This window comes from Pseudomonas sp. F-14 TE3482 (assembly GCF_053629455.1).
This window is the reverse complement of the sequence record NZ_JBRJII010000001.1, coordinates 2,351,768-2,377,646: the sequence shown is the minus strand read 5'-3', so window position 1 is coordinate 2,377,646 and position 25,879 is coordinate 2,351,768. Positions and strand designations below refer to the sequence as shown.

22 protein-coding genes are annotated in these 25,879 nt (G+C 59.3%); 13 read left to right on the top strand and 9 right to left on the bottom strand.

The genetic code is table 11. The features are described 5' to 3' along the window. Nucleotides 1–32 precede the first annotated feature (32 nt). From AB7M26_RS10730 to AB7M26_RS10715, 4 genes are all read right to left on the bottom strand, one after another. The gene (locus tag AB7M26_RS10730) at nucleotides 33–797 is read right to left on the bottom strand and encodes an amino acid ABC transporter ATP-binding protein (protein WP_007905492.1); all 765 of its coding nucleotides are present in this window, start codon (nucleotides 795–797) and stop codon (nucleotides 33–35) included. Nucleotides 798–807: 10 nt separating this feature from the next. Continuing rightward, complete coding sequence (locus AB7M26_RS10725) at nucleotides 808–1,905, bottom strand: amino acid ABC transporter permease (protein ID WP_007905491.1); 1,098 nt, start codon at nucleotides 1,903–1,905, stop codon at nucleotides 808–810. A 10-nt stretch (nucleotides 1,906–1,915) separates the two neighbouring features. Then, nucleotides 1,916–3,097 (bottom strand): amino acid ABC transporter permease, encoded by a 1,182-nt coding sequence (locus AB7M26_RS10720; RefSeq protein WP_123494441.1) that lies wholly within the window; start codon nucleotides 3,095–3,097, stop codon nucleotides 1,916–1,918. A gap of 65 nt (nucleotides 3,098–3,162) precedes the next feature. Then, nucleotides 3,163–4,194, bottom strand: a complete 1,032-nt coding sequence (locus tag AB7M26_RS10715; protein WP_123494442.1) for an amino acid ABC transporter substrate-binding protein — start codon at nucleotides 4,192–4,194, stop codon at nucleotides 3,163–3,165. 469 nt (nucleotides 4,195–4,663) lie between these two features. Between AB7M26_RS10715 and AB7M26_RS10710 the strand changes: the two genes are divergently transcribed. From AB7M26_RS10710 to AB7M26_RS10690, 5 genes are all read left to right on the top strand, one after another. Next, nucleotides 4,664–5,320 carry an alpha/beta hydrolase gene (locus tag AB7M26_RS10710; RefSeq protein ID WP_123494443.1) on the top strand — a complete coding sequence of 219 codons (657 nt, stop codon included), beginning with the start codon at nucleotides 4,664–4,666 and terminating at the stop codon, nucleotides 5,318–5,320. Nucleotides 5,321–5,405: 85 nt separating this feature from the next. Next, entirely contained in the window at nucleotides 5,406–6,893 is a 1,488-nt protein-coding gene (gene rhlB, locus AB7M26_RS10705; RefSeq protein ID WP_123494444.1) for an ATP-dependent RNA helicase RhlB, read from the top strand. Between the two features lie 138 nt (nucleotides 6,894–7,031). Beyond that, nucleotides 7,032–7,979, top strand: a complete 948-nt coding sequence (locus AB7M26_RS10700) for an ornithine cyclodeaminase family protein (RefSeq protein WP_185022045.1) — start codon at nucleotides 7,032–7,034, stop codon at nucleotides 7,977–7,979. Between the two features lie 149 nt (nucleotides 7,980–8,128). Next, nucleotides 8,129–9,256 carry an NAD(P)/FAD-dependent oxidoreductase gene (locus AB7M26_RS10695; protein WP_123494446.1) on the top strand — a complete coding sequence of 376 codons (1,128 nt, stop codon included), beginning with the start codon at nucleotides 8,129–8,131 and terminating at the stop codon, nucleotides 9,254–9,256. Nucleotides 9,257–9,348: 92 nt separating this feature from the next. Continuing rightward, complete coding sequence (locus AB7M26_RS10690) at nucleotides 9,349–9,990, top strand: helix-turn-helix transcriptional regulator (RefSeq protein WP_038981650.1); 642 nt, start codon at nucleotides 9,349–9,351, stop codon at nucleotides 9,988–9,990. Between the two features lie 123 nt (nucleotides 9,991–10,113). On the opposite strand, the gene AB7M26_RS10685 is transcribed toward AB7M26_RS10690, so the two are convergent. Together AB7M26_RS10685 and hmpA are read right to left on the bottom strand one after the other, a co-directional pair. Continuing rightward, nucleotides 10,114–10,890: an ABC transporter substrate-binding protein gene (locus AB7M26_RS10685; RefSeq protein WP_123494447.1), complete on the bottom strand. Its 777-nt coding sequence runs from the start codon at nucleotides 10,888–10,890 to the stop codon at nucleotides 10,114–10,116. Nucleotides 10,891–11,123: 233 nt separating this feature from the next. Beyond that, entirely contained in the window at nucleotides 11,124–12,305 is a 1,182-nt protein-coding gene (gene hmpA / locus AB7M26_RS10680) for an NO-inducible flavohemoprotein (protein ID WP_123494448.1), read from the bottom strand. 147 nt (nucleotides 12,306–12,452) lie between these two features. Here hmpA and norR point away from each other — a divergent pair, with 147 nt between their 5' ends. The 5 genes from norR to AB7M26_RS10655 all read left to right on the top strand — a co-directional run bounded on the left by norR (nucleotide 12,453) and on the right by AB7M26_RS10655 (nucleotide 16,975). Next, the gene (gene norR, locus AB7M26_RS10675; RefSeq protein ID WP_123494449.1) at nucleotides 12,453–14,006 is read left to right on the top strand and encodes a nitric oxide reductase transcriptional regulator NorR; all 1,554 of its coding nucleotides are present in this window, start codon (nucleotides 12,453–12,455) and stop codon (nucleotides 14,004–14,006) included. A 273-nt stretch (nucleotides 14,007–14,279) separates the two neighbouring features. Continuing rightward, entirely contained in the window at nucleotides 14,280–15,182 is a 903-nt protein-coding gene (locus AB7M26_RS10670) for a chemotaxis protein CheV (protein WP_123494450.1), read from the top strand. Nucleotides 15,183–15,209: 27 nt separating this feature from the next. Next, on the top strand, nucleotides 15,210–15,668 hold the full coding sequence (locus tag AB7M26_RS10665) for a GNAT family N-acetyltransferase (RefSeq protein WP_123494481.1): 459 nt from the start codon (nucleotides 15,210–15,212) through the stop codon (nucleotides 15,666–15,668). Nucleotides 15,669–15,815: 147 nt separating this feature from the next. Then, entirely contained in the window at nucleotides 15,816–16,142 is a 327-nt protein-coding gene (locus AB7M26_RS10660; RefSeq protein WP_429384176.1) for a hypothetical protein, read from the top strand. Between the two features lie 83 nt (nucleotides 16,143–16,225). After that, on the top strand, nucleotides 16,226–16,975 hold the full coding sequence (locus AB7M26_RS10655; RefSeq protein ID WP_429384174.1) for a YkgJ family cysteine cluster protein: 750 nt from the start codon (nucleotides 16,226–16,228) through the stop codon (nucleotides 16,973–16,975). Nucleotides 16,976–17,028: 53 nt separating this feature from the next. Here AB7M26_RS10655 and AB7M26_RS10650 read toward each other — a convergent pair whose 3' ends face one another. The 3 genes from AB7M26_RS10650 to AB7M26_RS10640 form a co-directional block, all read right to left on the bottom strand. Continuing rightward, complete coding sequence (locus AB7M26_RS10650) at nucleotides 17,029–18,171, bottom strand: transporter substrate-binding domain-containing protein (protein ID WP_429384171.1); 1,143 nt, start codon at nucleotides 18,169–18,171, stop codon at nucleotides 17,029–17,031. 143 nt (nucleotides 18,172–18,314) lie between these two features. Beyond that, nucleotides 18,315–18,572, bottom strand: a complete 258-nt coding sequence (locus AB7M26_RS10645) for a hypothetical protein (protein ID WP_123494455.1) — start codon at nucleotides 18,570–18,572, stop codon at nucleotides 18,315–18,317. Between the two features lie 243 nt (nucleotides 18,573–18,815). Further along, entirely contained in the window at nucleotides 18,816–19,184 is a 369-nt protein-coding gene (locus AB7M26_RS10640) for a DUF6124 family protein (protein WP_429384169.1), read from the bottom strand. A gap of 611 nt (nucleotides 19,185–19,795) precedes the next feature. Here AB7M26_RS10640 and AB7M26_RS10635 point away from each other — a divergent pair. From AB7M26_RS10635 to AB7M26_RS10625, 3 genes are all read left to right on the top strand, one after another. Next, nucleotides 19,796–20,956: an efflux RND transporter periplasmic adaptor subunit gene (locus AB7M26_RS10635; RefSeq protein ID WP_429384166.1), complete on the top strand. Its 1,161-nt coding sequence runs from the start codon at nucleotides 19,796–19,798 to the stop codon at nucleotides 20,954–20,956. Continuing rightward, a complete protein-coding gene (locus AB7M26_RS10630) occupies nucleotides 20,953–24,045 on the top strand; it encodes a multidrug efflux RND transporter permease subunit (protein ID WP_429384164.1) in 3,093 nt (1,030 codons plus the stop codon). Before AB7M26_RS10635 ends, AB7M26_RS10630 begins: the two co-directional genes overlap by 4 nt. 269 nt (nucleotides 24,046–24,314) lie before the next feature. Next, nucleotides 24,315–25,811, top strand: coding sequence for a sensor domain-containing diguanylate cyclase (locus tag AB7M26_RS10625; RefSeq protein ID WP_429384161.1), 1,497 nt, complete (start codon nucleotides 24,315–24,317; stop codon nucleotides 25,809–25,811). The last annotated feature ends 68 nt before the right edge of the window (nucleotides 25,812–25,879 follow it).

The following is a 25,879-nucleotide window of genomic DNA, read 5'->3' as shown; positions in this document are numbered from 1 at the left end:
GGCCGGGTTGGTTTTCACGAGTCAGTCTGGCATCAATGCAGAATCTGGCTCAAGAACAGCTTCGTGCGCTCATTCTGCGGGTTGTCGAAGAAGTCGTTCGGCGCAGCCTGTTCGACGATTTCACCTTTGTCCATGAAGATCACGCGATTGGCCACGGTACGGGCGAAGCCCATTTCGTGGGTTACACAAAGCATGGTCATGCCGTCTTCGGCCAGGCCGATCATGGTGTCCAGAACTTCTTTCACCATCTCTGGGTCGAGTGCTGAAGTCGGTTCGTCGAACAGCATGATTTTCGGTTTCATGCACAGGGCACGGGCAATTGCCACACGCTGTTGCTGACCACCAGACAGTTGCCCCGGGTATTTATGCGCCTGCTCCGGAATGCGTACGCGCTCCAGGTAATGCATGGCGATTTCCTCGGCCTTGCGCTTGGGCATCTTGCGTACCCACATCGGCGCCAGGGTGCAGTTCTGCAGGATGGTCAGGTGCGGGAACAGGTTGAAGTGCTGGAACACCATGCCGACTTCACGGCGGATCGCTTCGATCTGCTTGAGGTCGTTGGTCAACTCCACGCCATCGACCACGATGCGGCCCTGCTGGTGTTCTTCCAGTCGGTTGAGGCAACGGATGGTGGTGGATTTGCCGGAACCCGACGGGCCGCACAAAACGATACGCTCGCCTTGCTTGACGTTCAGGTTGATGTCTTTCAACACGTGGAACTGGCCGTACCACTTGTTCACACCCTGCATCTGAATAATGCCTTCAGGGCTCACAGGCTTTTTGATTGCTTCGCTCATTACAGAACTCCTAACGCTTGTGGCCAGTGTCGAGCTTGCGTTCCAGATGCATGGAATAGCGCGACATACCAAAACAGAAAATCCAGAACACCAGGGCCGCGAACACATAGCCTTCAGTGGCCATGCCCAGCCATTTCGGGTCGGCGGCGGCTTGCTTGACGCTGTTGAGCAGGTCGAACAGGCCGATGATGATCACCAGGCTCGTGTCCTTGAACAGCGCAATGAAGGTGTTGACGATGCCAGGGATCACCAGCTTCAGGGCTTGCGGCAGAATCACCAGGCCCATGCTGCGCCAGTAACCGAGGCCCATCGCTGCAGCCGCTTCGTACTGACCTTTGGGGATCGCTTGCAAACCGCCACGCACCACTTCAGCGATGTAGGCCGACTGGAACAGGATCACACCGATGAGCGCGCGCAGCAGTTTGTCGAAGTTCATGCCTTCGGGCAGGAACAACGGCAACATCACCGACGACATGAACAGCACCGTGATCAACGGCACACCGCGCCAGAACTCGATGAAGGTCACGCAGACCACACGAATCGCCGGCATGTTCGAACGCCGGCCCAAGGCCAGAACGATACCCAGCGGCAATGCACCGACGATACCGACGGTAGCGATCACCAGAGTCAGCATCAAGCCGCCCCATTGGCTGGTCGCCACTTCGGTCAGACCGAACCATCCACCGTGCAACAAGACGTAGGAAATGATCGGATAGAGCACCAGAAAGCTCAGGCCGTAGATTGCCTTGTGTGGAACGCGTGCGATGAACAACGGCGCCACGCCAATCACCGCCAGCCACACGGTCAGGTCTACGCGCCAGCGCAGGTCTGTCGGGTAGTAACCGTACATGAACTGGCCGAAGCGCTGCTGGATGAACACCCAGCAGGCGCCCTCCTTGGTGCAATCGGCGCGGGTGGTACCGACCCAGTTGGCATCAAGAATCGCCCAGCTCACGACAGGCGGAACTATCAGGTAAATCAGATAGAACGCGAACAGCGTCAGCAGGGTGTTGATCCAGCTGGAGAACATGTGCGCCCGCATCCACGCCACGATACCGATGCTGCTGCTCGGTGGTGGCATGTCGGGTTTGAAAGTATGAGTCGTCATGCGCTTTTCCTTACCGCTCGATCAGCGCAATGCGCTTGTTGTACCAGTTCATCAGCAGGGAAATGCTGATACTGATCGCCAGGTACACGCTCATGGTGATGGCAATGACTTCGATCGCCTGCCCGGTCTGGTTCAGCACCGTACCGGCAAACAACGACACCATCTCCGGATAACCGATACCGGCCGCCAGCGAGGAGTTTTTCGCCAGGTTCAGGTATTGGCTGGTCAGCGGTGGAATGATCACGCGCAGGGCTTGCGGGATGATCACCTTGCGCAGGGTCGGACCATTGCGCAATCCCAACGAGTGGGCCGCTTCGGTCTGGCCGTGGCTGACCGACTTGATGCCCGAACGCACGATTTCGGCGATAAACGCCGCGGTGTACACCGTCAGGGCCAGGGTCAGCGCCAGCAGTTCCGGGATCAGCACCCAGCCACCGACGAAGTTGAAGCCCTTGAGCTCTGGCATTTCCCAGTGCAGTGGCGCGCCGAAGATCAACGCACACAGCGCAGGGATCACCAGGAACAGCGCCAGGCCTGCCCAGAATTTGTGAAACGGTACGCCTGTCGCTTCGAAGCGTTTGGTCGCCCAGCGGCTCATCAGCACGATGGCCACGATGGCCACGACGATGCTCGCCACAAACGGCCAGAAACCATCCGCCGTCAACGCTGCAGGCATGTTCAGGCCGCGGCTGCTGACGAAGAAGGTGTCGCCGAAGTTATGGCTGTTGCGTGGCCCCGGCATGGTCAGGAACACGGCGAAGTACCAGAACAGGATTTGCAGCAGCGGCGGAATGTTACGGAAGACCTCTACATACACCGTCGCCAGCTTGGCAATGATCCAGTTCTTCGACAGCCGTGCCACACCGACGATGAAACCGAGGATCGTCGCCAGGATTACACCGATAAAGGTGACCAGCAGGGTGTTGAGCAAACCGATGACGAACACACGGGCATAGCTGTCCGATTCGGTGTAGTCGATCAGGTGCTGAGCGATGCCGAAACCGGCACTGCGCTCAAGAAAGTCGAAACCCGAGGTAATGCCCCGGTGCTGAAGGTTGGTTTGCGTGTTGTCGAACAGGTACCAACCCATCCCGACCACGGCGACAACCGTGATGATCTGAAACAGCCACGCACGCACTCGTGGATCGCTGAGGCTGAGCCTCTGCTTAGGTGCGCCGATTGAATTTTGCATGAAGTGCCCCGGAAATAATGGAACAGAACATCACCCGGTGGTTGGCCCACCGGGTGATAGAACCATCAGCGCACTGGTGGTGCGTATTGAATGCCGCCAGCGTTCCACAGCGCATTCAGGCCGCGGTCGATTTGCAGCGGAGTATCCTTGCCGAGGTTGCGCTCGAACATCTCGCCGTAGTTGCCGACTTGCTTGACGATCTTCACGACCCAGTCTTTCGGCAGTTTCAGGTCTTTACCGTATTCACCGTCAGCGCCCAGCATACGAGCGACGTCAGGGTTCTTGGTGGATTTGGCTTCGGCTTCGACGTTCTTCGAAGTCACGCCTGCTTCTTCAGCATTGAGCAGGGCGTAGCCAGTCCAACGCACGATGGCCAGCCACTCGTCGTCGCCGTTACGCACGACCGGGCCCAAGGGCTCCTTGGAAATGGTTTCCGGCAGAACCACGTAGTCCTTCGGCGAGGCCAGCTTGCTGCGCTGGGCGAACAGCTGGGACTTGTCGGAGGTCAGCACGTCGCAACGACCGGATTCCAGCGACTTGGCGCTTTCATCGGAGGTGTCGAAAGTGATCGGGGTGTATTTCAGGCCATTGGCGCGGAAGTAGTCGGAGACGTTCAGCTCAGTGGTGGTACCGGCCTGGATGCAGATGGTTGCACCGTCCAGTTCCTTGGCACTTTTCACGCCCAGCTTGCTGTTAGCCAGGAAGCCGATGCCGTCGTAGTAGGTGATGAAGCCTGGAAACTTCAAGCCCATGCCCGCATCACGGGAGCTGGTCATGGTGGAGTTGCGCGACAGCACGTCGATTTCGCCGGACTGCAGAGCAGTGAAACGCTCCTTGGCATTCAACTGGCTGAATTTGACCTTGGTCGCGTCGCCGAATACGGCAGCAGCCACAGCGCGGCAGAAGTCAGCATCGATACCGACGATCTTGCCAGTGGAGTCCGGAACCGAGAAGCCCGGCAGACCGTCACTCACACCACACTGTACGAAACCTTTCTTCTGCACTGCATCCAGGGTTGCACCCGCCTGAGCGAACCCACTGACACCGAGTACTGCGGCTGCAGTCACGATGGCCAGGGTGGATTTCAATAACTTCATTCAAACCTCCAGTTTTGCTCTTGTTGTGTCGGAGCTTGAGCCCTGTCGCACCCTTATGAGGCGTTGTTGACCCATGTTGGCTTTTTTTAGGGTCAACCGACGTAAGGACCGTCGCTATGAGTCTAGTAGGAGAAAATCCACATCATGGACAACTCCCTTCTCACCAATCGGCCGAACGGGCTGTAGCCCTTTCACGTTCGCGAAGCCCGTAGCGGCCACTGGCGAACATCCATCACCGGATTCTTTGCTATCCCATGACCAGCCATACACTGATAGTGTTACCGCAAGGCATGAGATTGGTTGCACAGGCTTCCCCATAGCAAAGCCCGTACCAGACCGCTCGCTAAAGCGATTCAGCGCAAGATCAATAGCAAAACTTTCAACCTTGCGACATCTTCTTAACTGATCAACCCATTGCGCACTCGAACCTCGCACTTAATGAGAGCGCACGCACAACAATGGAGCAGACATGACCGAGCCCCTGATTCTTCAACCCGTCAAGCCCGCAGACGCCTGCGTAATCTGGCTTCACGGGCTGGGTGCCGACCGCTACGACTTTTTGCCGGTAGCCGAGGCGCTACAGGAAAACCTGCTCAGCACCCGTTTCGTTTTGCCCCAGGCACCGACTCGCGCCGTCACCATTAATGGCGGCTATGAGATGCCAAGCTGGTACGACATATTGGCAATGAGCCCGGCGCGGGCGATCAGCCGCGAGCAGCTGGAGGCATCCGCGCAACGGGTCTTTGATTTGATCGAAGAGCAGAAGGCCAGCGGAATAGACGCCTCGCGCATCTTTCTCGCCGGTTTTTCCCAAGGTGGCGCCGTGGTGTTGCACACGGCCTTTCTGAAATGGCAGGGACCGTTGGGTGGCGTACTTGCCCTCTCGACTTATGCCCCGACCTTCAGTGATGAACTGGAGCTTTCCGCCAGCCAGCAACGCATTCCGGTGCTGTCATTGCACGGCCAGTACGATGACGTTGTGCAAAACTCCATGGGCCGGACCGCCTACGAGTATTTAAAGCAACATGGTGTCACCGTGACATGGCAGGAATACCCAATGGGCCACGAAGTGTTACCCGAAGAAATCCGCGACATTGGCGTCTGGCTCGCCGAGCGTTTGCGCTAAAAGCTACCCATTGATCCATCCCACTACGCCGCGCCCGATTCTTGCATTACACTGGCCGGCGTATATTCCTTAACCAATTGATGAGATGACCGTGCTCAAAGCACTCAAGAAAATGTTCGGTAAAAGCGAGACTGAGCAGCTCGCGCCAGTCTCCAGCGCTCCTTCTCATACTCCCAGCCACCGCACCGACGGTAATCAGCCTGGCCGGACCGCAACCGTAGCGGCACCGAAGCACGAGCCGGTGACCACACCGACCGCCCCCGCAGCCGAGCCCATCGCCTCTGAGCAGCCGCGCAGCGAAGCCCCGAAACCGGCAAAACCGCGTCGCGAACCCAAGCCAAAAGCGCCGGTTATTCCCTGGAAACTCGAAGACTTCGTCGTCGAACCCCAGGAAGGCAAAACCCGCTTCCACGATTTCAAACTCGCCCCCGAACTGATGCACGCCATTCAGGACCTGGGCTTTCCGTATTGCACGCCGATCCAGGCGCAGGTGCTCGGCTTCACCCTCGCGGGCAAAGACGCCATCGGTCGCGCCCAGACTGGCACCGGCAAAACCGCTGCCTTCCTGATTTCGATCATCACTCAGCTGCTGCAAACCCCGCCGCCCAAAGAGCGCTACATGGGTGAACCGCGAGCACTGATCATCGCCCCGACCCGGGAACTGGTGGTGCAGATCGCCAAGGACGCAGCCGACCTCACCAAGTACACCGGCCTCAACGTCATGACGTTTGTCGGTGGCATGGACTTCGACAAGCAACTCAAGCACCTCGAAGCCCGTCACTGCGACATCCTCGTGGCCACTCCGGGCCGTTTGCTCGATTTCAACCAGCGTGGCGACGTGCACCTGGACATGGTCGAAGTCATGGTACTGGACGAAGCCGACCGGATGCTCGACATGGGTTTCATCCCGCAAGTGCGTCAGATCATTCGCCAGACTCCGCCGAAGAACGAGCGCCAGACGCTGCTGTTCTCCGCGACCTTCACCGAAGACGTGATGAACCTCGCCAAGCAATGGACCACCGATCCGTCGATCGTCGAGATCGAAGCGCAGAACGTGGCCAGCGAAAACGTCGAGCAACACATCTACGCGGTGGCCGGTGCCGACAAATACAAACTGCTCTACAACCTGGTCAACGATAACGGCTGGGAACGGGTAATGGTCTTCGCCAACCGCAAGGACGAAGTGCGGCGCATCGAAGAGCGCCTGGTGCGCGATGGCGTCAATGCGGCGCAACTGTCGGGCGATGTGCCGCAGCACAAGCGCATCAAGACCCTGGAAGGTTTCCGCGAAGGCAAGATTCGCGTACTGGTGGCCACCGATGTGGCCGGTCGCGGCATTCACATCGACGGCATCAGCCACGTGATCAACTTCACCCTGCCGGAAGTCCCGGACGACTACGTGCACCGCATCGGTCGTACCGGCCGTGCCGGCGCGGATGGCGTGTCCATCAGTTTTGCCGGTGAAGACGACTCCTACCAGCTACCGTCCATCGAGGCACTGCTGGGTCGCAAGATCAGTTGTGAAACGCCACCGACGCATCTGCTGCGGGCGGTTGAGCGCAAGCGCCCGTAACTCGGGCCTTTCAGAAAGAGGCGCAGCCGGCAACGGACTGCGCTTTTTTTTCGTCCGGCTTTTTCAACAGGACTTGCTAGAGATAACTAAAAGTCCATAATGGACAAATTAGTTTACTTCCAGCGCCCGGAGCCGACCATGCCCAGCACGCCTTATGTAATCACCCAACCTCAAGCCCGCGAACTGCTGGCACACGTTGACGTGCCGCAGATCCTGCGCAAGCTGTTCCGCGACCTGGCCGCCGGGCAAGCCGTGCAGCCGGCACAACAGCTGGTGGAATTCCCGCAGGGTGCCGGGGACTTCATCAACTACCTGGGTGTGCTGGCCGAAGACGGGGTCTATGGCGTCAAGACATCTCCCTACATCGTGCGCGAGCAAGGCCCGCTCGTAACCGCCTGGACGCTGCTGATGTCGATGCAGACCGGCCAACCGCTGCTGCTCTGCGATGCCGGTGAATTGACCACCGCACGCACCGCCGCGACGACGGCGGTGGCGGTCGATGCCCTTGCTCCATTGAACGCTCAGCGCCTGGCGATCATCGGCAGCGGTAACGTGGCCCAGGCGCACCTGCACTACGTCAAGGGCCTGCGGGACTGGCAAAGCATCAGCCTTTATTCGCCAAGCCTGAACGGCAAGAATCCCGAAGCGCTGGCACAGCTTAAAAGCCTCGATCCACGGCTGACCCTCGTCGACAGTTGCGAAGCCGCGATTCAAGATGCCGACGTGATCATGCTCTGCACCTCGTCCGCCGGCCCGGTGATAGACCCGTCAATGTTGAGCAAACCGGCGCTGATCACCTCCATCAGCACCAACGCCCCACGCGCCCATGAAGTGCCGCCGCAGAGCCTCAATGACATGCAGGTGTTCTGTGACTATCGTCAAACCACTCCGGGCTCGGCCGGCGAAATGCTGATCGCCGGTGAGCAGCATGGCTGGGACAAGCGCTCGATTGTCGGCGACCTGCCCGACTTGCTCAGCGAAAAAGTGCAGCGCCCCGACTACGACCGCCCGGTGTTCTTCCGCTCCATCGGCCTGGGCCTGGAAGATATCGCACTGGCCAATGCCCTTTACCAACTACAGCGCTAACACCATAAACCTGTAGGAGCGAGGCTTGCCCGCGAAGGCGGTGTGTCAGTCTCAATCTATGTTTACTGATACGCCGCCTTCGCGGGCAAGCCTCGCTCCTACAGGGGAATTCCACCATTTCGGCATTTGCGCCCCCACAGGAGACGTTCATGAGCCAGGCAGATTTCATCATCATCGGCGGCGGGATTGCCGGCGCTTCCACCGGTTTCTGGCTGTCGCAGCACGGGCGGGTGATTGTGCTCGAACGCGAATCCCATCCGGCCTATCACTCCACCGGACGCTCGGCGGCGCTGTTCACCGCCGCCTACGGCACACCGCAGGTTCGGGCATTGACCCAGGCCAGCCGCGACTTCTTCGACGCTCCACCGCCCGGTTTCTGCGAACACCCATTGCTGACCCCGCGCGGCGAGATGACCGTCGACTTCACCGGCGATCCGGCCGAGCTGAGCAATCAATACCTGAGCGCCAAAGCCACAGTGCCGCAAATGCAATGGCTCAGCGCCGACGAAGCCTGTGCGCGCCTGCCGATCCTGCGTCGGGAAAAAGTCCATGGCGCGATCTACGACCCGACCGCCAGCGACATCGATACCGATGCTCTGCATCAGGGCTATCTGCGCGGTATCCGGCGCAATAAAGGTGAGGTTCATACCGACAGCGAGGTGTTGAGCCTGAGCCGTGATGCCGAAGGGCAGTGGCAGGTTCAAACCAACACTCAGACCTTCAGCGCGCCGATCATCATCAACGCTGCCGGTGCCTGGGCCGACAAGATTGGCGAGCTGGCCGGTGCCAAACCAATGGGTTTGCAACCCAAACGCCGCGCAGCATTTATCTTTGCCGGCCCCGAGGGCCTGGATATCCATGATTGGCCAATGCTGGTCAGCCTCGATGAATCCTTCTACATGAAGCCCGACGCTGGCATGTTCCTCGGCTCACCGGCCAACGCCGACCCGGTAGAACCGCACGACGTGCAGCCCGAAGAGCTGGACATCGCCATGGGCATTTACCAGATCGAAGAAGCCACCACCCTGACCATTCGCCGCCCGACCCGCACCTGGGCCGGCCTGCGCAGTTTCGTTCGCGACGGGGATTTGCTGTCCGGCTTCGATCAGCAGGTGCCGGGGCTGTTCTGGGTCGCGGCGCAAGGCGGCTACGGCATCCAGACGTCTCCGGCCATGGGCCAGGCCAGCGCTGCACTGGTACGCGGCGAAGCCTTGCCCGAGCAGCTCACCCGTTTCGGCCTGGACGCCGAGATGCTCTCCCCCGCCCGCCTGAGCTGATCCTGCCCGTCAGGTGACGTGTCCACACGATTGCGGCAAACTTCCAGTGCCCCTTTTTAACGGGGCACTGACGCTGCCTGGAGTTCCACTGTATGAACGCACCTGAAAAAGACTCGGCACTGGACGCTACGTCCATGGACAACTTCCGCGCGATTGCCGATGCCATCGCCACGTTGTTCTTCCCTCATGCCGAGGTGGTGCTGCACGACCTGCGCACGCAGAAGGTCGATTACATCGCCAACAACCTGTCCAAACGGGAAATCGGCGACGACTCATCGCTGGAAGACATGCTCAGCGAAGAGGTCAGCGAACGAAACATCGGGCCGTACGAAAAGCTCAACTGGGACGGCCAGAAGATTCGCAGCCTCAGCAGCGTGCTGCGCGACAGCGAGGGTCGTCCGCTGGCGGTCCTGTGCATCAACCTGAATATTTCGCTATTCGAGAACGCGAAAGCGGCGCTGGATTTGTTCCTGTCGCCGACCAAGCTGATCCCGCAACCGGACTCACTGTTTCGCGATGACTGGCAGGAACGGATCAACACCTTTCTGCACGCCTGGCTGCGCGAGCGTCAGTTGAGCCTGAACGTGCTGACCCGCGACCACAAACGCGAACTGGTGCTGGCGCTGCACGCCGAAGGCGCCTTCAAAGGCAAAAGCGCCTCCAACTATGTGGCCAATGTGCTGAACATGGGGCGGGCGACGGTGTACAAGCATTTGAAGGAATTGAAGGGCTAAAGATTTGCAGAGACTGTTCCGGCCTCATCGCGGGCAAGCCCGCTCCCACAGTGTCCGTGTCGTGCACATATATGAGTACACCGCTGAACCTGTGGGAGCGGGCTTGCCCGCGATGGCGATTGATCAATCGCCGTAGATATCCGACTTGAAATATTTCTGCGAAATCTTCTGATACTCGCCACTGGCGCGAATCTCGTCGATCGCCTTGTTCAGATCCGCCACCAACTGCGTGTTGCCCTTGCGCACGGCAATCCCGGCGCCCTCACCCACGTACTTCGGGTCTTTCAATTCCGGCCCGACAAACGCATAGCCCTTGCCACGCGGCATCGCCAGGAAGTCACTCAACGGGATGGTGTCGGCAAAAATCGCATCGAGACGACCGGCTGCCAGGTCCATGTAGATTTCTTCGTTGTTACTGTAGCGCTTGACGTTGATGCCCTTGGGTTCGAAAACCTCGGTGGCGTAACGGTCGGTGGTGGTTGCGCGCTGCACGCCGATATTCTTGCCCTTGAGGCTGGCGTACTGGTCATCCACCACTGCGCCGTCCTTCATCACCAGACGCGATGAGGTGAAGTAATACTTGTGAGTGAAATCCACCGATTTCTTACGGTCTTCGTTGATGGTCATGGACGACAGCGCCATGTCGATTTTCTTCACTTTCAGGGAAGGAATCAGACCGTCGAACTCGCCTTCGACCCACACACACTTGACCTTCATCTGCGCGCACAGCGCATTGCCGATGTCGTAGTCAAAGCCGACAATCTCGCCTTTGTCGGTTTTGGACGCAAACGGCGGATAAGCCGCTTCGATACCGATACGCAGGTCTTTCTCGGCGGCGAACAAGCTACTGCACGCCAACAGGCTCAGGGCCAGACCGGTGATGAGGGGGAATTTCTTCATATTCGTTCTCTCGCGGGTTGTTGTTGGTTTGGCAAGACAGAAGAAAAAATGAAACGGGGAAACCTTTTTTGTACTTAGAATTCCATACTGGACTTTTACGTATTATCCGTCAATCGGGCAGACAGCCTTATACCCGGCCTCTGGTCGGGTGCTAGCCAAATGCAAAAAAGGCCGGGTCGGTGCTTCGCAAATTAGCGAAACACCGACCCGGCCCTCAGCAACCGCCCAGAGAGTTATTCCAGCGCGGCAGCCGGCCCGAAGAACTCGTAACGGCTCTGCTTCTCTGGCACACCCAAAGCCTTGAGGTGACGCTTGATCGCCGCCATGAAGCCTTTAGGCCCCAGGAAGTACGCATCCACATCGCGTTCTTTTGGCAACCACGCGCCAAGTTGCTCCTGGCTCAACAGGCCAACCTTGTCCGCCGCCGGGCTGATGCCATCGTCTTCGGCATAGCAATAAAAACGCTTGAGCTGCGGATGACGCTCGGCCAGCCCATCGATCCAGTCACGGAAAGCATGCACGCTACCGTTACGCGCGCAGTGAATAAAGTGCACCGGCCGCTCGGTCGCCAGCGCCGCTTCGAGCATCGCCAGCGTCGGGGTGATGCCGACGCCGCCACTGATCAGCACCAACGGTTTGTCGCTGGCGGTCAGGGTGAAATCGCCCGCTGGCGGGAACAGCATAATGCTTGCGCCGACGTGCAGTTGATCGTGCAAATGGTTGGAAGCGCGGCCGCCGGTTTCGCGCTTGACGCTGATGCGGTACTGGCCCTTATTGGCCAGCGCCGACAGCGAATAGTTACGTCGAATTTCTTCGCCATCGAGGATCAGTTTCATGCCGATGTACTGGCCAGGCTCTGCCGCGAGAATCGGGCCCTTGTCCGCCGGTTCGAAGTAGAAAGAAATGATTTCCGCGCTCTCCTCGACCTTGGCCACCACGATGAACTCCCGCGCACCACGCCAGCCGCCCGGCGCCTGGGCCTTCTGGTCGTAGATGCTGGCTTCGGCGCCGATCAGGATCTCGGCCAATTGACCGTAGGCCGCGCCCCATGCGCTCATCACTTCAAGCGTGGCAATCTCTTCGCCCAGCACTTCGGAAATGGCTCGCAACAGGCAGCTACCCACAATCGGGTAATGCTCCGGGAGGATCTGCAGGGCCACGTGCTTGTTGATGATCTTGGCCACCAGGTCGCCCAACTGATCGAGCTGGTCGATGTGCCGCGCATACATCAATACACCGTTGGCCAGGGCGCGAGGCTGATCGCCGCTGGCCTGGTGGGCCTGGTTGAACAGCGGACGGACTTCCGGATATTCGGAGAGCATCATGCGGTAGAAGTGAGTGATCAACGCTTCGCCGCCGCTTTCCAGCAACGGCACGGTGGACTTGATGATGGCACGGTCTTGAACGCTAAGCATAAGAGCAACCCCTGGGCTTTATATGAATAACCTTTACTTATCAGTTTCCATGCCAACAATTAAAACGTTATAAATCAGTAGGTTAAAAACACAGTAGTCATATCGACACGCGACGTTTTATAGTCACACCGACTACACGGAGTCATTATGACTGCAAAATTACTGCTCACGACGTTGCTGCCCCTGGTCTCCGACCTGTCCCGCGAACTGCCCGAAGGCGAGCGCTACCGACGCTTGCTCGAAGCCATGCGCGCCCTGCTCCCGTGCGACGCCGCGGCCCTGCTGCGGCTCGATGGCGAATGGCTGGTGCCGCTGGCGGTGGACGGGTTGAGCACCGACACCCTCGGTCGACGCTTCAAAGTCAGCGAACACCCGCGCTTCGAAGCGTTGCTCAGCAGCCCCGGCCCGACTCGCTTCGCCGCCGACAGTGATTTGCCCGATCCTTATGACGGTCTGGTCGATGGTCTTCACGAACATCTGGAGGTCCACGACTGCATGGGCTGCCCGCTGTTTATTGACGAGCGTCCGTGGGGTTTGCTGACCCTCGACGCGCTCGACCCTGAACGTTTCGAACCGATCGAACTGGACGCCCTGCAAGCCTTCGCCAGCCTCGCCGCCGCCACGGTCAACGCCGCCGAGCGCATCGAACGACTGGCCAATCGCGTCGAGGACGAACATCAGCGCGCCGAGGTTTACCGTCAGGCCAGCGGCCAGCAGAACCGCGAAATGATCGGCCAGAGCAAGACTTACAAACGACTGGTGGAAGAGATCAGCCTGGTGGGCGGCAGTGACCTGACGGTGCTGATCACCGGCGAAACCGGAGTCGGCAAAGAGCTGGTGGCCCAAGCCATCCACGCGGCGTCCCCACGGGCCGACAAACCGATCATCAGCCTCAATTGCGCCGCCCTGCCAGACACGCTGGTGGAGAGCGAATTGTTCGGCCATGTGCGCGGGGCTTTCACCGGCGCGACGAATGATCGGCGCGGCAAGTTCGAGCTGGCCAATGGCGGTACGTTGTTTCTCGATGAAGTGGGCGAACTGTCGCTGACGGTGCAGGCCAAATTGCTGCGAGTGCTGCAGAGCGGGCAATTGCAGCGTCTGGGGTCGGACCAGGAACATCAGGTCGACGTGCGATTGATCGCCGCGACCAACCGTGACCTGGCTGAAGAAGTGCGCAGCGGTCGCTACCGTGCCGACTTCTATCATCGCCTGAGCGTTTACCCGCTACTGGTGCCCGCACTGCGCGATCGCGGTCGGGATGTGCTGCTGCTCAGCGGCTACTTCCTGGAACAAAACCGCTCACGCATGGGCCTCAACAGCCTGCGCCTGACCAGTGATGCGCAAGCGGCACTATTGGCGTATGACTGGCCGGGGAACGTGCGGGAGCTGGAGCATTTGATTGGTCGCAGTGCGTTGAAGGCGTTGGGTAACTGCAAGCAACGGCCGAAGATTCTCAGTTTGAGTGCGGCGGATCTGGACTTGCCCAACGGCAGCATTGAACCCGTGCCGGAACCGGTGGTTGCGGCACCGGCGGCGGCATTAATTGCAGGGGATTTGCGTGAGGCCACCGAGCATTATCAGCGCCAACTGATCAGCGCTTGCCTGCAACGGCACCAGAACAACTGGGCCAGCGCGGCCCGGGAGCTGGGCCTGGATCGGGCGAACCTTGGACGGATGGCCAAGCGGTTGGGTATGAAATAGTCTCACCTGGATAACGTCGTACCCTTGTGGCGAGGGAGCTTGCTCCCGTTGGAGTGCGTAGCGCTCCCGCTTTTTCCAGAGTAGAACCTCATTGCTGGTTTCACGACCGCTTCGCGGCCGAACGGGAGCAAGCTCCCTCGCCACAGGGGTTCACTGTTTAGGCGGTAATGGGGATTACTCCTAAAGCCTGCCCCTCACAAGTCGATAACCCGGCATCGATAGCTGTTGGCGATCCTCACAATCGCCCATCACCTTTCTCCACAGAAGGTTTTTATGTCTTCCAACAAAGCCCGCGCAGATTCACTTTCGCTTCTGCTGTTTACCTTGCGCAGCGGCAAGCTGATGGCGATCAACCTGCTGAAAGTCAGCGAAATCATCCCCTGCCCGCCGTTGACCAGGCTGCCGGAGTCGCACCCCCACGTCAAAGGCATCGCCACCCTGCGCGGCGCATCGCTGTCGGTGATCGATCTGAGCCGCGCCATCGGCGAGCGACCGCTGGAAGACCCGAACGGTGGCTGCCTGATCGTCACCGACGTCAGCCGCTCCAAACAGGGCCTGCATGTTCAGGCGGTGAGCAAGATCGTCCATTGCCTGACCACCGACATCCGTCCACCGCCCTTCGGTTCCGGCGGCGTGCGCTCGTACATCACCGGCGTGACCTCGGTCGACGGCACTTTGGTGCAGGTGCTGGACATCGAAAAGGTCATCCACGGCATCGCTCCGGCGCAGATCGAAACGGCCCCCACCGAACTGAGCATGGAAGACGCCGAAGTCCTCGGCAACGCGCGAATCCTGGTGGTCGATGACAGCCAGGTCGCCCTGCAACAATCGGTACACACCCTGCGCAACCTCGGCCTGCAATGCCACACCGCTCGCAGCGCCAAGGAAGCCATCGACTGCCTGCTGGACCTGCAAGGCACCGCCCAGCAGATCAACCTGATCGTCTCGGACATCGAAATGTCGGAAATGGACGGCTATGCCCTCACCCGCACATTGCGCGAAACGCCGGACTTCTCGCACCTCTATGTGTTGCTGCACACCTCGCTGGACAGCGCGATGAACAGCGAGAAGGCTCGACTGGCCGGGGCCAACGCCGTGTTGACCAAATTCTCCTCGCCGGAATTGACCAAATGCCTGATCGCGGCGGCCAGGGCCGTCGCCGAACAAGGTCATTGAGTGGTGGCCGAGGACTTTTGTTTTCTGATGCGGCGCAACCTCGCTGAGGATGTGCCGCCTTGCACTTGGCCAAATGGCATTGAGTTGACCGAGTACCGTCCTGAACTCGCCGAAGCCGTCCATCACTTGATGGAACTCGGCTATCGGGAAGGTGGCGGTCGCGTACCGGCGCTGGAAGTCTGGCAACAGCGTTTCGAAACCGATCCCGAATACGATCCGTCCCTGTGCTTCATTGCGTTCGACGCCGAAGGAATCGTCGGCGTTGCCCAGTGCTGGACCAGTGCCTACATCAAGAGCCTGGTGGTGCATCCGCGCGCTCAAGGCCTCGGACTTGGCCGTGCGCTGCTGCTCAATGCTTTCAAGGTGTTTCAGCAACGTCGCGAAGGCTTTGTGGATCTGAAGGTGCTGGAAAACAACCTTCGGGCCCAGCGTTTGTATGAAAGTGCCGGGATGTATGTGGTCCGCCGGGAACCGGTTCCAACCTGACACCGCTTTCGCGGGCAAGCCTCGCTCCCACAGGATTCAGGTGATCCCTGTGGGAGCGTGGCTTGCGCGCGAAGACGCCCGCACAACCACCCAAAACCATCAGGCATACTCCGACCTCGGCCACTACACGCCAAGGATGCCCAAACCATGAAAGCCACCACCCTGACCTTCCTCTGCCTCACCGCCCTCGCCACCCAAGCCCACGCCTCCAGTCCCGAAGCCTGGGCCGCCTACGACAAAGCCGTGCTCGCCAGTTGCACCAAAACCAGCGCCCTGAAGAACGTCAAACCCATCGGCAACGCCGCGCAGTTCGATGATCGGGTCGGTTATACCGCGCTCCTGCTGCAAGGCCAGTACCCGCAAAAACACATGAAAGGCCAGCAAGGCACCGAGCTGTGCCTCTACAACAAGAAAAGCAAAACCGCCTACGTAACCGAGTGGGACTCCATCCGCCCAACAGCAAAAGCGCAGTGAATGGCGCATAACTTGCTTCGGCACAGGCCCTTGCGGTGGCTTTTTGTCGCCATTTCATGCCCTCACAGGTGACTGGCCGTTCAATGAATACAACGTTTTCCTGCGTAGGTTGTGGCAAATGCTGCAACGACCACCATGTACCCCTGACACTGGCCGAAGCCCGGATGTGGGCGGCCGATGGCGGTCAGGTGATCGTGCTGGTGGAGGCCTTCCTCGCCAATGGCCTGGGCCTGCCCGCGCAGCAACGTGAACACGCCGAACGCCGTTCGGTGGTGGTTCGAAGCGGCGCCTGCGAGGCGCATGTGGCGATCACCTTTGCCGCGTACAACGTCGGCCCCTGCCGGAATCTTGACGAAGACAACCTCTGCCGCATCTACGAACGCCGACCACTGGTGTGCCGCATCTATCCGATGGAAATCAACCCGCACATCCCGCTCAACCCATCTATCAAGGAATGCCCGCCCGAGTCCTGGGTAACAGGGCCGGATTTAATCATCGGGGGTGAGCTGGTGGATCAGGAACTGACGGGATTGATCCAGCGCTCCCGTCAGGCCGATCGCGATGAGATTCAGGCCAAGGAGGCGATTTGCGCGTTATTGGGGATTCGGACGACAGCGTTGAAGGGCGATGGATTTACCGCTTATTTGCCGGATATGAACGCGTTTGCCACGGTTATCGATCAGATTTCAGCGCAATCGCAGATGGAGTCGAGCAGTGATTGGCTGTTTCACGTGTCGGGTGAGGATATTGCCGGGCAAGTGCAGGCGGCGGGCGCACAGGTGGCAACCGATACACCGGTTAGCTATGCGTTTATTTCGTTGCGGGCAGCCTGAAACACCCAACCACTGCACAACTTTAGTTGCACAGTGGCTTGTCTGATGGTGAGTCAGCGAGCAGCAACCGCAAGGCATTCGACTTCCACCCGAGCATTCGCCAGCAGTTTTTTAGCCGCGAACGTTGTCCGGGCAGGTAGGCGATCGGCTGGGAAAGTCCGGCGGTAAACCGCATTCATGGCATCGAAGTCTTTGATATCGTCAAGTATGACCGTGCATTTGGCCACATGAGCGAGGGATGAGCCTCGACGTTGCAGTTCGGTGCGCAGGTTCTCCATGGCCTGGGTCATTTGTGGGCCAATCCCGCCCTTGACCAGTTGGCCATCAGCATCCAGACCGAGCATCCCGGAAAGATAAAGGGTCTCACCGGCCTGTACCGCATCGGAAAATGGCAAGCCTTCTTCATTCGGAAAGTAACGTGGTGAATCGGGTACTGCTGGTGGCAAGCAGCGCTCGGTTATCGCTTGGTACTGGCCATTTTGCTTGAGACGCTCAAGGGCTGCATTCAGGTTATCGCGCAAGCGGGTGTCGCTTTTGCGCACAGCCATCGCCACACCATTGCCCAGCATCGGATCGTTGAGGGCAGGACCGGCAAAGTCGAACGCCTGTCCTTGAGGTTGGCTTAGCAAGGCTTGAGTGATTTCGATGGAGTCTTGCAGGGTGGCATCGATCTCGCCCGCCAGAAGACCGGTAATCAACTGATCGTTGAATTGAAAACTGCGCACCGTTACGCCCGCGTCCGCCCAACGCGCCTTGGCGAACGCTTCACGACTGGTGCCCGCCAGGACGCCGATACGCTTGCCTTTGAGCGATTGCACATCCGGTTGCAACGTCGCGCCTTTGCGCGCTACCAGACGGCTGCTCAGGGGATAAAGATTGTCGGTGAAATCGACCCGCTCGCGCCGCGCCTGTGTAGCCGTCATCGGCATGATCACGTCGAAGCGGCCGGCTTCAAGGGCATGGAGGTTAGTCGCGTAATCCTGATCGATCCAGACACAGCGGGATTCGAGCTCGGCACACAGTGCGTTGCCCAACTCGATGTTCAATCCGACTAGCTCACCTTTGTCGTTACGGCTCTCGAACGGTGGAACCAGGGCTTCGACCCCGAAGCGGATCTGCGGATCGACCGCAGAGGACACGCAGCCGGAGGTCAGGGCCACCAGAGAGAGCAGGGACAGGGTTTTCAGCAGAGACATCTGGCGACCTTCATCAAAAATTCACAGGGCATGAATTCTTGATGAATGACAACCGTCTTTCCTAGAGGAGTAATCGCGCGCTCTTGTGGGAACTGTCTCATTGGCGGGAGGAATAGTGACCCGCCAACAAAATGCACTGACTCTCAGCGTTTACCCATCGAACGACGCGTGCCGGGAGGTGCTGCGCCGGGAGTCTTGGTATGGCCATTCTTCGCGCCATTCTTGTACCAAGGCTGGCTGGCATTCTTCGCCGCAGCCAATTCACCTGGTTTGAATGGAAACTTGAACGCTGGAATCGCCGCTTTGGTTTCGCTGTCTGCGCTGGAGTCGACGCTGGCTGGCAGGTCTGCCTGGTCGTCGCTCAAAGCGTCGGCAACCGGCGGTTGTGTCGGGGAAGTCATGAAAGCTCCGGGTGATGCTTAAAGAGTCGGGCCCGGTAGGCGAGCCGCGAAAGGCGGCAGTATACCTGTGTCGGGAGCCGCAAGCTTCACGCCGCAAGTGAGTCCGTCGGGTTTTGTGCTGACCGACCGGCCGCTATCGCGGGCAAGCCTCGCTCCTACAGGTGCATTGTGTCGTACACCGAATCTGCGAACGACGATGAACCCTGTGGGAGCGGGCTTGCTCGCGATGAACGATAACGCGGTCTACGCCGGATCGACGTTATCCAGCGCCCGATTCACTACCAACTCCGCCAGCATGATGACCTGCTGAATCGCCATCGCCGTATGGCGCTGCGGGCCGGTCAGGTAGTTGGCGAAATCGCTGGCCAGGACACTTGCTGAGGCCAACGATTCACAGGCGTGGGCCAGCAGGCTTTCGGTATCGGCACCCGGGACGACCATGAACAGGGTGCTGGGGCGACGTTTTTTTTCGGTGTATGGCGCCGGGGGATCGAGGTAGTAATCGAGGGCGCGTTTTATGGCTTCGCGATCTTTGAGTAATTCTTCGGTGCGCGAGGCTTCGGCGTTGGGGGTGGTGGCGTTGAAGGGTGGGTCGGGGATTAACTTATCCATACAAACTCCTGCTGAAATGGGTGCCACCACTCGCCGGATCTCAAGCGACGAGGAGGTGGCAGCTATGTGCAGAGTGAGATCCACCGGAGCAGGCAACCGGCCAGACCGAAGTCTGCCCGCACACAGCTGCCATAACGCATTTACAGGCAGCGGATAAGCTGGCGCCAATTATGGTGGCATTGGCGCTAGATGCATACTAGTTGCCGGGGATCTCACGCCCGGTCGCTGAATTTGCAGCGACAGCTAAAGACTAGAGAGCCCGCGTCCGACCGACAACCTGAAAAACGCGTGGGAAAGTTCCATGTTTTGACACATCCGTTAAACATTCAAATCGGAACGCGGAGCGTCCCTGGCAGCATTCCCATGCGGGAGCATGAGAACGATCAATCCCACGTCTGACACCGAATTCGTCTGACACGGATTACTGTAGGAGCGCTGTCGAGTGAAACGAGACTGCGATCTTTTGATCACGGGGAATCAGCATCAATCCAAAGAGGTCCAAACTGACAGCGCCGTCAGTTACCAGTCACTCTCCTGACGGGCGAACAGGTTTATAAAGGAAGGTATAAGCCTGACAAAATTCCAACCACTCTGCCCGGCGCCCCACTCGCATGCGAATTCAGAAAAAAAACGCCCTGTTCGCCGCCCTTCTGATCACCCTGGCAGCGCTGGGCGTGTGGTACGCCGCCAAACCCGCCACCACCAAACTGGCCCCCTCCACCGCCATCCCCGTGCGAGTGGTCAGCGTCGCCGAAAAAGACGTGCCCCGCTACATCAGCGGCATTGGCTCGGTGCTGTCGTTGCACAGCGTGGTCGTGCGCCCCCAGATCGACGGCATCCTCACCAAACTGCTGGTCAAGGAAGGTCAACTGGTGAACAAAGGTGATCTGCTGGCCACCATCGACGACCGCTCGATCCGCGCCAGCCTCGACCAGGCCCGGGCGCAACTGGGCGAAAGTCAGGCGCAACTGCAAGTGGCGCAGGTCAACCTCAAACGCTACAAACTGCTGACCGTCGACGACGGTGTGTCCAAGCAGACCTACGACCAGCAACAAGCCCTGGTCAACCAACTCAAAGCTACCGCCCAAGGAAATCAGGCCTCGATCGATGCCGCTCTGGTGCAGCTTTCTTACACACAGATTCGCTCCCCGGTCACCGGTCGCGTCGGTATTCGCACAGTGGATGAAGGCAATTTCCTGCGCATGACTGACACCCAAGGCTTGTTCACCGTGACCCAGATCGACCCGATCGCCGTGGAATTTTCCCTGCCGCAACACCTGTTGCCGACCCTGCAAGGCCTGATCAACGATCCCCGGCACACGCCGGTCAAGGCTTACATCGGTGCCGACACCGACGGCGAAACCGGCAACCTGCTAGGCGAAGGCCGCCTGACCCTGATCGACAACCAGATCAACGCCAATACCGGGACCATCCGTGCCAAGGCCGAGTTCGCCAACCCCGCACAGAAACTCTGGCCGGGCCTGCTGGTAACGGTAAAGATTCAGACAGCACTGGATAAAAATGCATTGGTGGTGCCACCCAGCGTCGTACAACGTGGCCTCGATCAACATTTCGTCTACCGGGTCAACGGCGACAAGGTCGAAGCCGTTCAGGTGCAGATGGTTTATCAAGGCAGCGGCCAGGACCTCATCAAAGGCGTGAAACCAGGCGATGTGCTGGTCAGCGACGGGCATTCGCGGCTCAAACCGGGTTCGACCGTGCAGGTAGTGACCGACCCACCGCAAGTGGTGCAATCGGAGCCGAAACCATGAAGGGCCATGGCTCGATTTCCGCGTGGTGCATCGATCATCCGGTGGCGACGGTCCTGCTGACCTTTGCCTTGGTGCTGCTCGGTGTCATCGCCTTCCCGCGACTGCCGATTGCGCCACTGCCGGAAGCGGAATTCCCGACCATCCAGGTGGCCGCACAACTGCCTGGCGCCAACCCCGAAACCATGGCCTCGTCGGTGGCCACGCCGCTTGAAGTGCAATTCAGCGCCATCCCCGGCGTGACCCAGATGACCTCGAGCAGCGCCCTGGGCTCGACCATTCTGACCCTGCAATTCACCCTCGACAAAAGCATCGATACCGCCGCGCAGGAAGTCCAGGCCGCGATCAACACCGCCGCCGGCAAACTGCCCAAAGACATGCCGAACCTGCCGAACTGGAGGAAGGTCAATCCGGCCGACAGCCCGGTGCTGATCCTCAGCATCAACTCGCCGCAAATGCCCGGCACCGAAGTCAGTGACCTGGTGGAAACCCTGCTCGCCCGTCAGATCAGCCAGATCGACGGCGTAGGTAATATCAACATCACCGGTCAGCAACGTCCTGCGATCCGCGTGCAGGCATCAGCAGACAAACTCGCTGCCATTGGCCTGACCCTGGCGGACATTCGTCTGGCAATCCAGCAGACCAGCCTCAATCTGGCCAAAGGTGCGTTGTACGGCGAGTCGAGCATTTCGACCTTGTCCACCAACGACCAATTGTTCCACCCCGAGGAATACGGTCAGCTGATTGTTTCCTACAAGGACGGCGCACCGGTTCATCTCAAGGATGTGGCCAAAGTCGTCAACGGTTCGGAAGACGCCTACATCCAGGCCTGGGCTGATGGTAAGCCGGGGGTGAACCTGGTGATTTTCCGGCAACCGGGAGCCAACATCGTCGCGACCGTCGACCGAATTCAAGCAGCCCTGCCGGCGCTGGAGGCCATGCTGCCGGCCTCGGTGCAGGTCAACGTGCTGGTCGACCGCACCCAGACCATCCGCGCGTCGTTGCATGAAGTGGAAATCACCCTGCTGATCGCGATCCTGCTGGTGGTAGCGGTAATGGCGCTATTCCTGCGGCAGTTGTCGGCGACCCTGATCGTGGCGTCGGTGCTCGGTGTGTCGCTGATCGCCAGTTTTGCCCTGATGTACATCATGGGTTTCAGCCTGAATAACCTGACGCTGGTGGCGATCGTGGTGTCCGTCGGGTTTGTGGTGGACGATGCGATTGTGGTGGTGGAAAACATTCACCGTCACCTGGAAGCCGGCGACGGCATGCGCGAGGCGGCCATCAAGGGCGCCGGCGAGATCGGTTTTACCGTGGTCTCGATCAGTTTCTCGCTGGTGGCGGCGTTCATTCCGCTGCTGTTCATGGGCGGCGTGGTCGGGCGGTTGTTCAAGGAGTTCGCCCTGACCGCCACCTCGACCATCATGATTTCTGTGGTGGTGTCCCTGACGCTCGCACCGACGTTGGCCGCGCTATTCATGCGTGCGCCGGAACACAGCCAATCGGGCTTCGGCGAGCGCTTGCTGGCGCTGTATGAGAAAGGCTTGCGCCGCGCCCTCGCCCATCAGAAGTTGATGATCGGTGTATTCGGTCTATCGCTGGGGCTGGCCGTCGCCGGTTACATCTTTATCCCTAAAGGCTTCTTCCCGGTACAAGACACCGGTTTCGTTCTTGGCACCACCGAAGCAGCGGCGGACATCTCCTACGGCGACATGGTGAAAAAACACTTGGCAATGGCCGAAATCGTCGCCGCCGATCCTGCCGTCGAGACGTTCTCACACTCGGTCGGCGTTGCGGGCAGCAACCAGACCATCGCCAACGGCCGCTTCTGGATTTCGCTGAAAAAACGCGGCGACCGAGACGTGTCAGCCAGCCAATTCATCGACCGGATTCGCCCGCAGCTGATGACAGTCCCGGGCATCGTGCTGTACCTGCGTGCCGGGCAAGACATCAACCTCAGCGCCGGCCCGAGCCGTGCGCAGTACCAATACGTGCTCAAGAGCAACGACGGGGCACTCCTGAGCACCTGGACCCAGCGCCTGACGGAAAAACTGCGCGGCAACCCGGCGTTCCGCGACATGTCCAATGACCTGCAACTGGGCGGCAGCATCACCTACATCAGCATCGACCGCAGCGCGGCGGCGCGTTTCGGCCTGACCGCCAGTGATGTCGACGAGGCGCTGTACGACGCCTTCGGTCAGCGGCAGATCAACGAGTTCCAGACCCAGACCAACCAATACAACGTGATTCTGGAACTGGACACCAAGCAGCGCGGCAAGGCCGAAAGCCTCAATTATTTCTACCTGCGCTCGCCGCTGAGCGGAGAAATGGTGCCGCTGTCGGCCCTGGCGAAATTCGATGCGCCAACCATCGGCCCGTTGTCCATCGCTCACGACGGGATGTTCCCGGCGGCCAACCTGTCGTTCAACCTGGCGCCCGGCATCGCGTTGGGCGATGCGGTGATCATGCTCAACCAAGCCAAGACCGACATCGGCATGCCGGTGGCGATCAGCGGTAATTTCCAGGGCGCGGCCCAGGCGTTTCAGAGTTCGCTGGCCAGCCAACCGTGGCTGATTCTGGCGGCGCTGGTGGCGGTGTACATCATTCTTGGCGTTCTGTATGAAAGCTTCGTGCACCCGCTGACCATCATTTCGACGCTGCCCTCGGCGGGGCTCGGGGCGGTGATCATGCTGTGGATCTGCGGCCAGGACTTTTCGATCATGGCGCTGATCGGGCTGGTGTTGCTGATCGGCATCGTCAAGAAAAACGGCATCCTGATGATCGACTTCGCACTGGAGGCCCAGCGCAACCGTGGCTTGCCGCCGGAAGAAGCGATCTATGAGGCGTGTATGACGCGGTTCCGGCCGATCATCATGACCACCCTCGCCGCCTTGCTCGGCGCCCTGCCGCTGATGCTCGGCTACGGCACCGGCGCCGAACTGCGTCAGCCATTGGGCATCGCAGTAGTCGGCGGTTTGCTGGTGAGCCAGGCGCTGACGCTGTTCACCACGCCGGTCATATACTTGTGGCTCGAGCGGCTATTCCATCGGCCTAAGCCCGCACCGCTGACGGCGATGGCGACCACAGACTGAGGCGGGATCTCACGCGGTTCAGGGGCCGCTTCGCAGCCCAACGGGGGCAAGCCCCCTCGCCACAAAACTGCCAAACCATCCACACAGGGTAATTATCGACTACCCGCAGAATGTCTTCTAAGCTCCAATTAGCAAAAGGCCAGCATGTTTTGCTGGCCTTTTTTTTATTCGGGATTTATATAGTCGCCTCTGAACGCGACTGGTTTCTGGGACTCTGCCCGATTCTTGTAAAAGAACTCTTTAACGCCTTATTTGCAGAAGTCAGAACCATGAGTGTGAGCAGTGCGAAATCTCAACATCCGATCCGTTCGACACGATCGGAGCGGCTTCTGGTTCTTGGCAGTGTGTTGTTGGTGATTGCGATACTCAGCATCGTGACCTTCCTGCTGATCCGTGAACGCGCCAATGCCGAATTGTCCGCTGCTCGCGCCGCCAACAATATCGTGCAATTGATCGACGCCGACGTGCTGCGCAATGTCGAACTCTATGATGTGTCCCTGCTGGGTTTGATCGCTGCCTCCCAGCGAGAAGACCTCAAGAGCGTTTCTCCAGCCATTCGCCATCTGGCCTATTTCGACCGCGCCACCGCCGCGCCGTACAAGGGCAACATTTTGTTGCTCGATAACAAGGGCGACGTGATCGCCGACTCGGCCTCGGTTGAGCCCAGACAGGGCAATTATGCCGATCGCGAATACTTCCAGTCTCACGTGGATAACCCGGACCCGGGCATGTTCATCAGCCCCCCTTTCAGAGGCCGGTCGCCCGAACAGGATTGGCGTATCAGTTTCAGCCGCCGGGTGAACGGCCCCCAAGGTGAGTTCCTGGGCGTGGCCGAAGCCGCCATGCGGTTAAGTTACTTCGATCAGTTGTTCAACAGTTTGAGCATCGGCCGCGACAGCACAGTCAATCTGATCAGCAAGGACGGGACTCTTCTGGCTCATCAACCACGTCTGGCCGAAGAACTGATCGGCAAGAACTTCAGTCATCGCCCCAACTTTCAGCGCATAGTCAAAGAAGGCAACGGCAGCTTTACCAGCATGTCCAGCCGCTACCAGGACAAGCGCTTGTACACCTTCTCCAAGGTCGGGAACTTGCCGTTGATCGTCATCGTTGCGCTATCGAGCGATGAAGTCTTTGCGGCCTGGAAGCGCACTGCGGTGGTGGTCAGCTTCGCGACCATTGCCCTGTGTGTGAGCTTGCTGTGGCTGACCTGGTTGCTCTGCCGGGAATTGCGTCGGCGTCAAAGTGCCGAGCAGGAACTGGCACAACTGGCCGCTACCGACCCTTTGACCGGTCTGGCCAACCGTCGAAGCCTGGATCAGGCCTTGCACCATGAATGGTTTCGCGCCCAACGTTCCGGTCTGCCATTGTCGGTGCTGATGATCGATGTCGATCACTTCAAGGCGTTCAACGATCGCCATGGCCATCAGGGCGGCGACGATGCCTTGCGCCGGGTGGCCAAAGTGATCGGCCCCCATGTTCGACGGCCGGCGGATCTGGTCGCCCGTTACGGTGGCGAGGAGTTTTCGGTGATCCTGGCTGAAACCGACAGCGCCGGCGCGCAACAGATTGCCGACACCATCCGCGCAGCAGTGGAGCAGTTGCCGTTGGTGGGGAGTGATACATCGCCGATTACTGTCAGTATCGGTATCAGTACCTGGACGACAGCATCCGATATCAGCCTGGAGCAGTTGTTGTATACGGCAGACAAGGCGCTGTATCAGGCCAAGGAAAGTGGGCGGAATCGGGTGGTTTGCGCGGATTAGAAGCCAGAATCAAAAGATCTTGGCATAAAAAAAGGCCACCCGAAGGCAGCCTTTAAAAACTAGAGAGG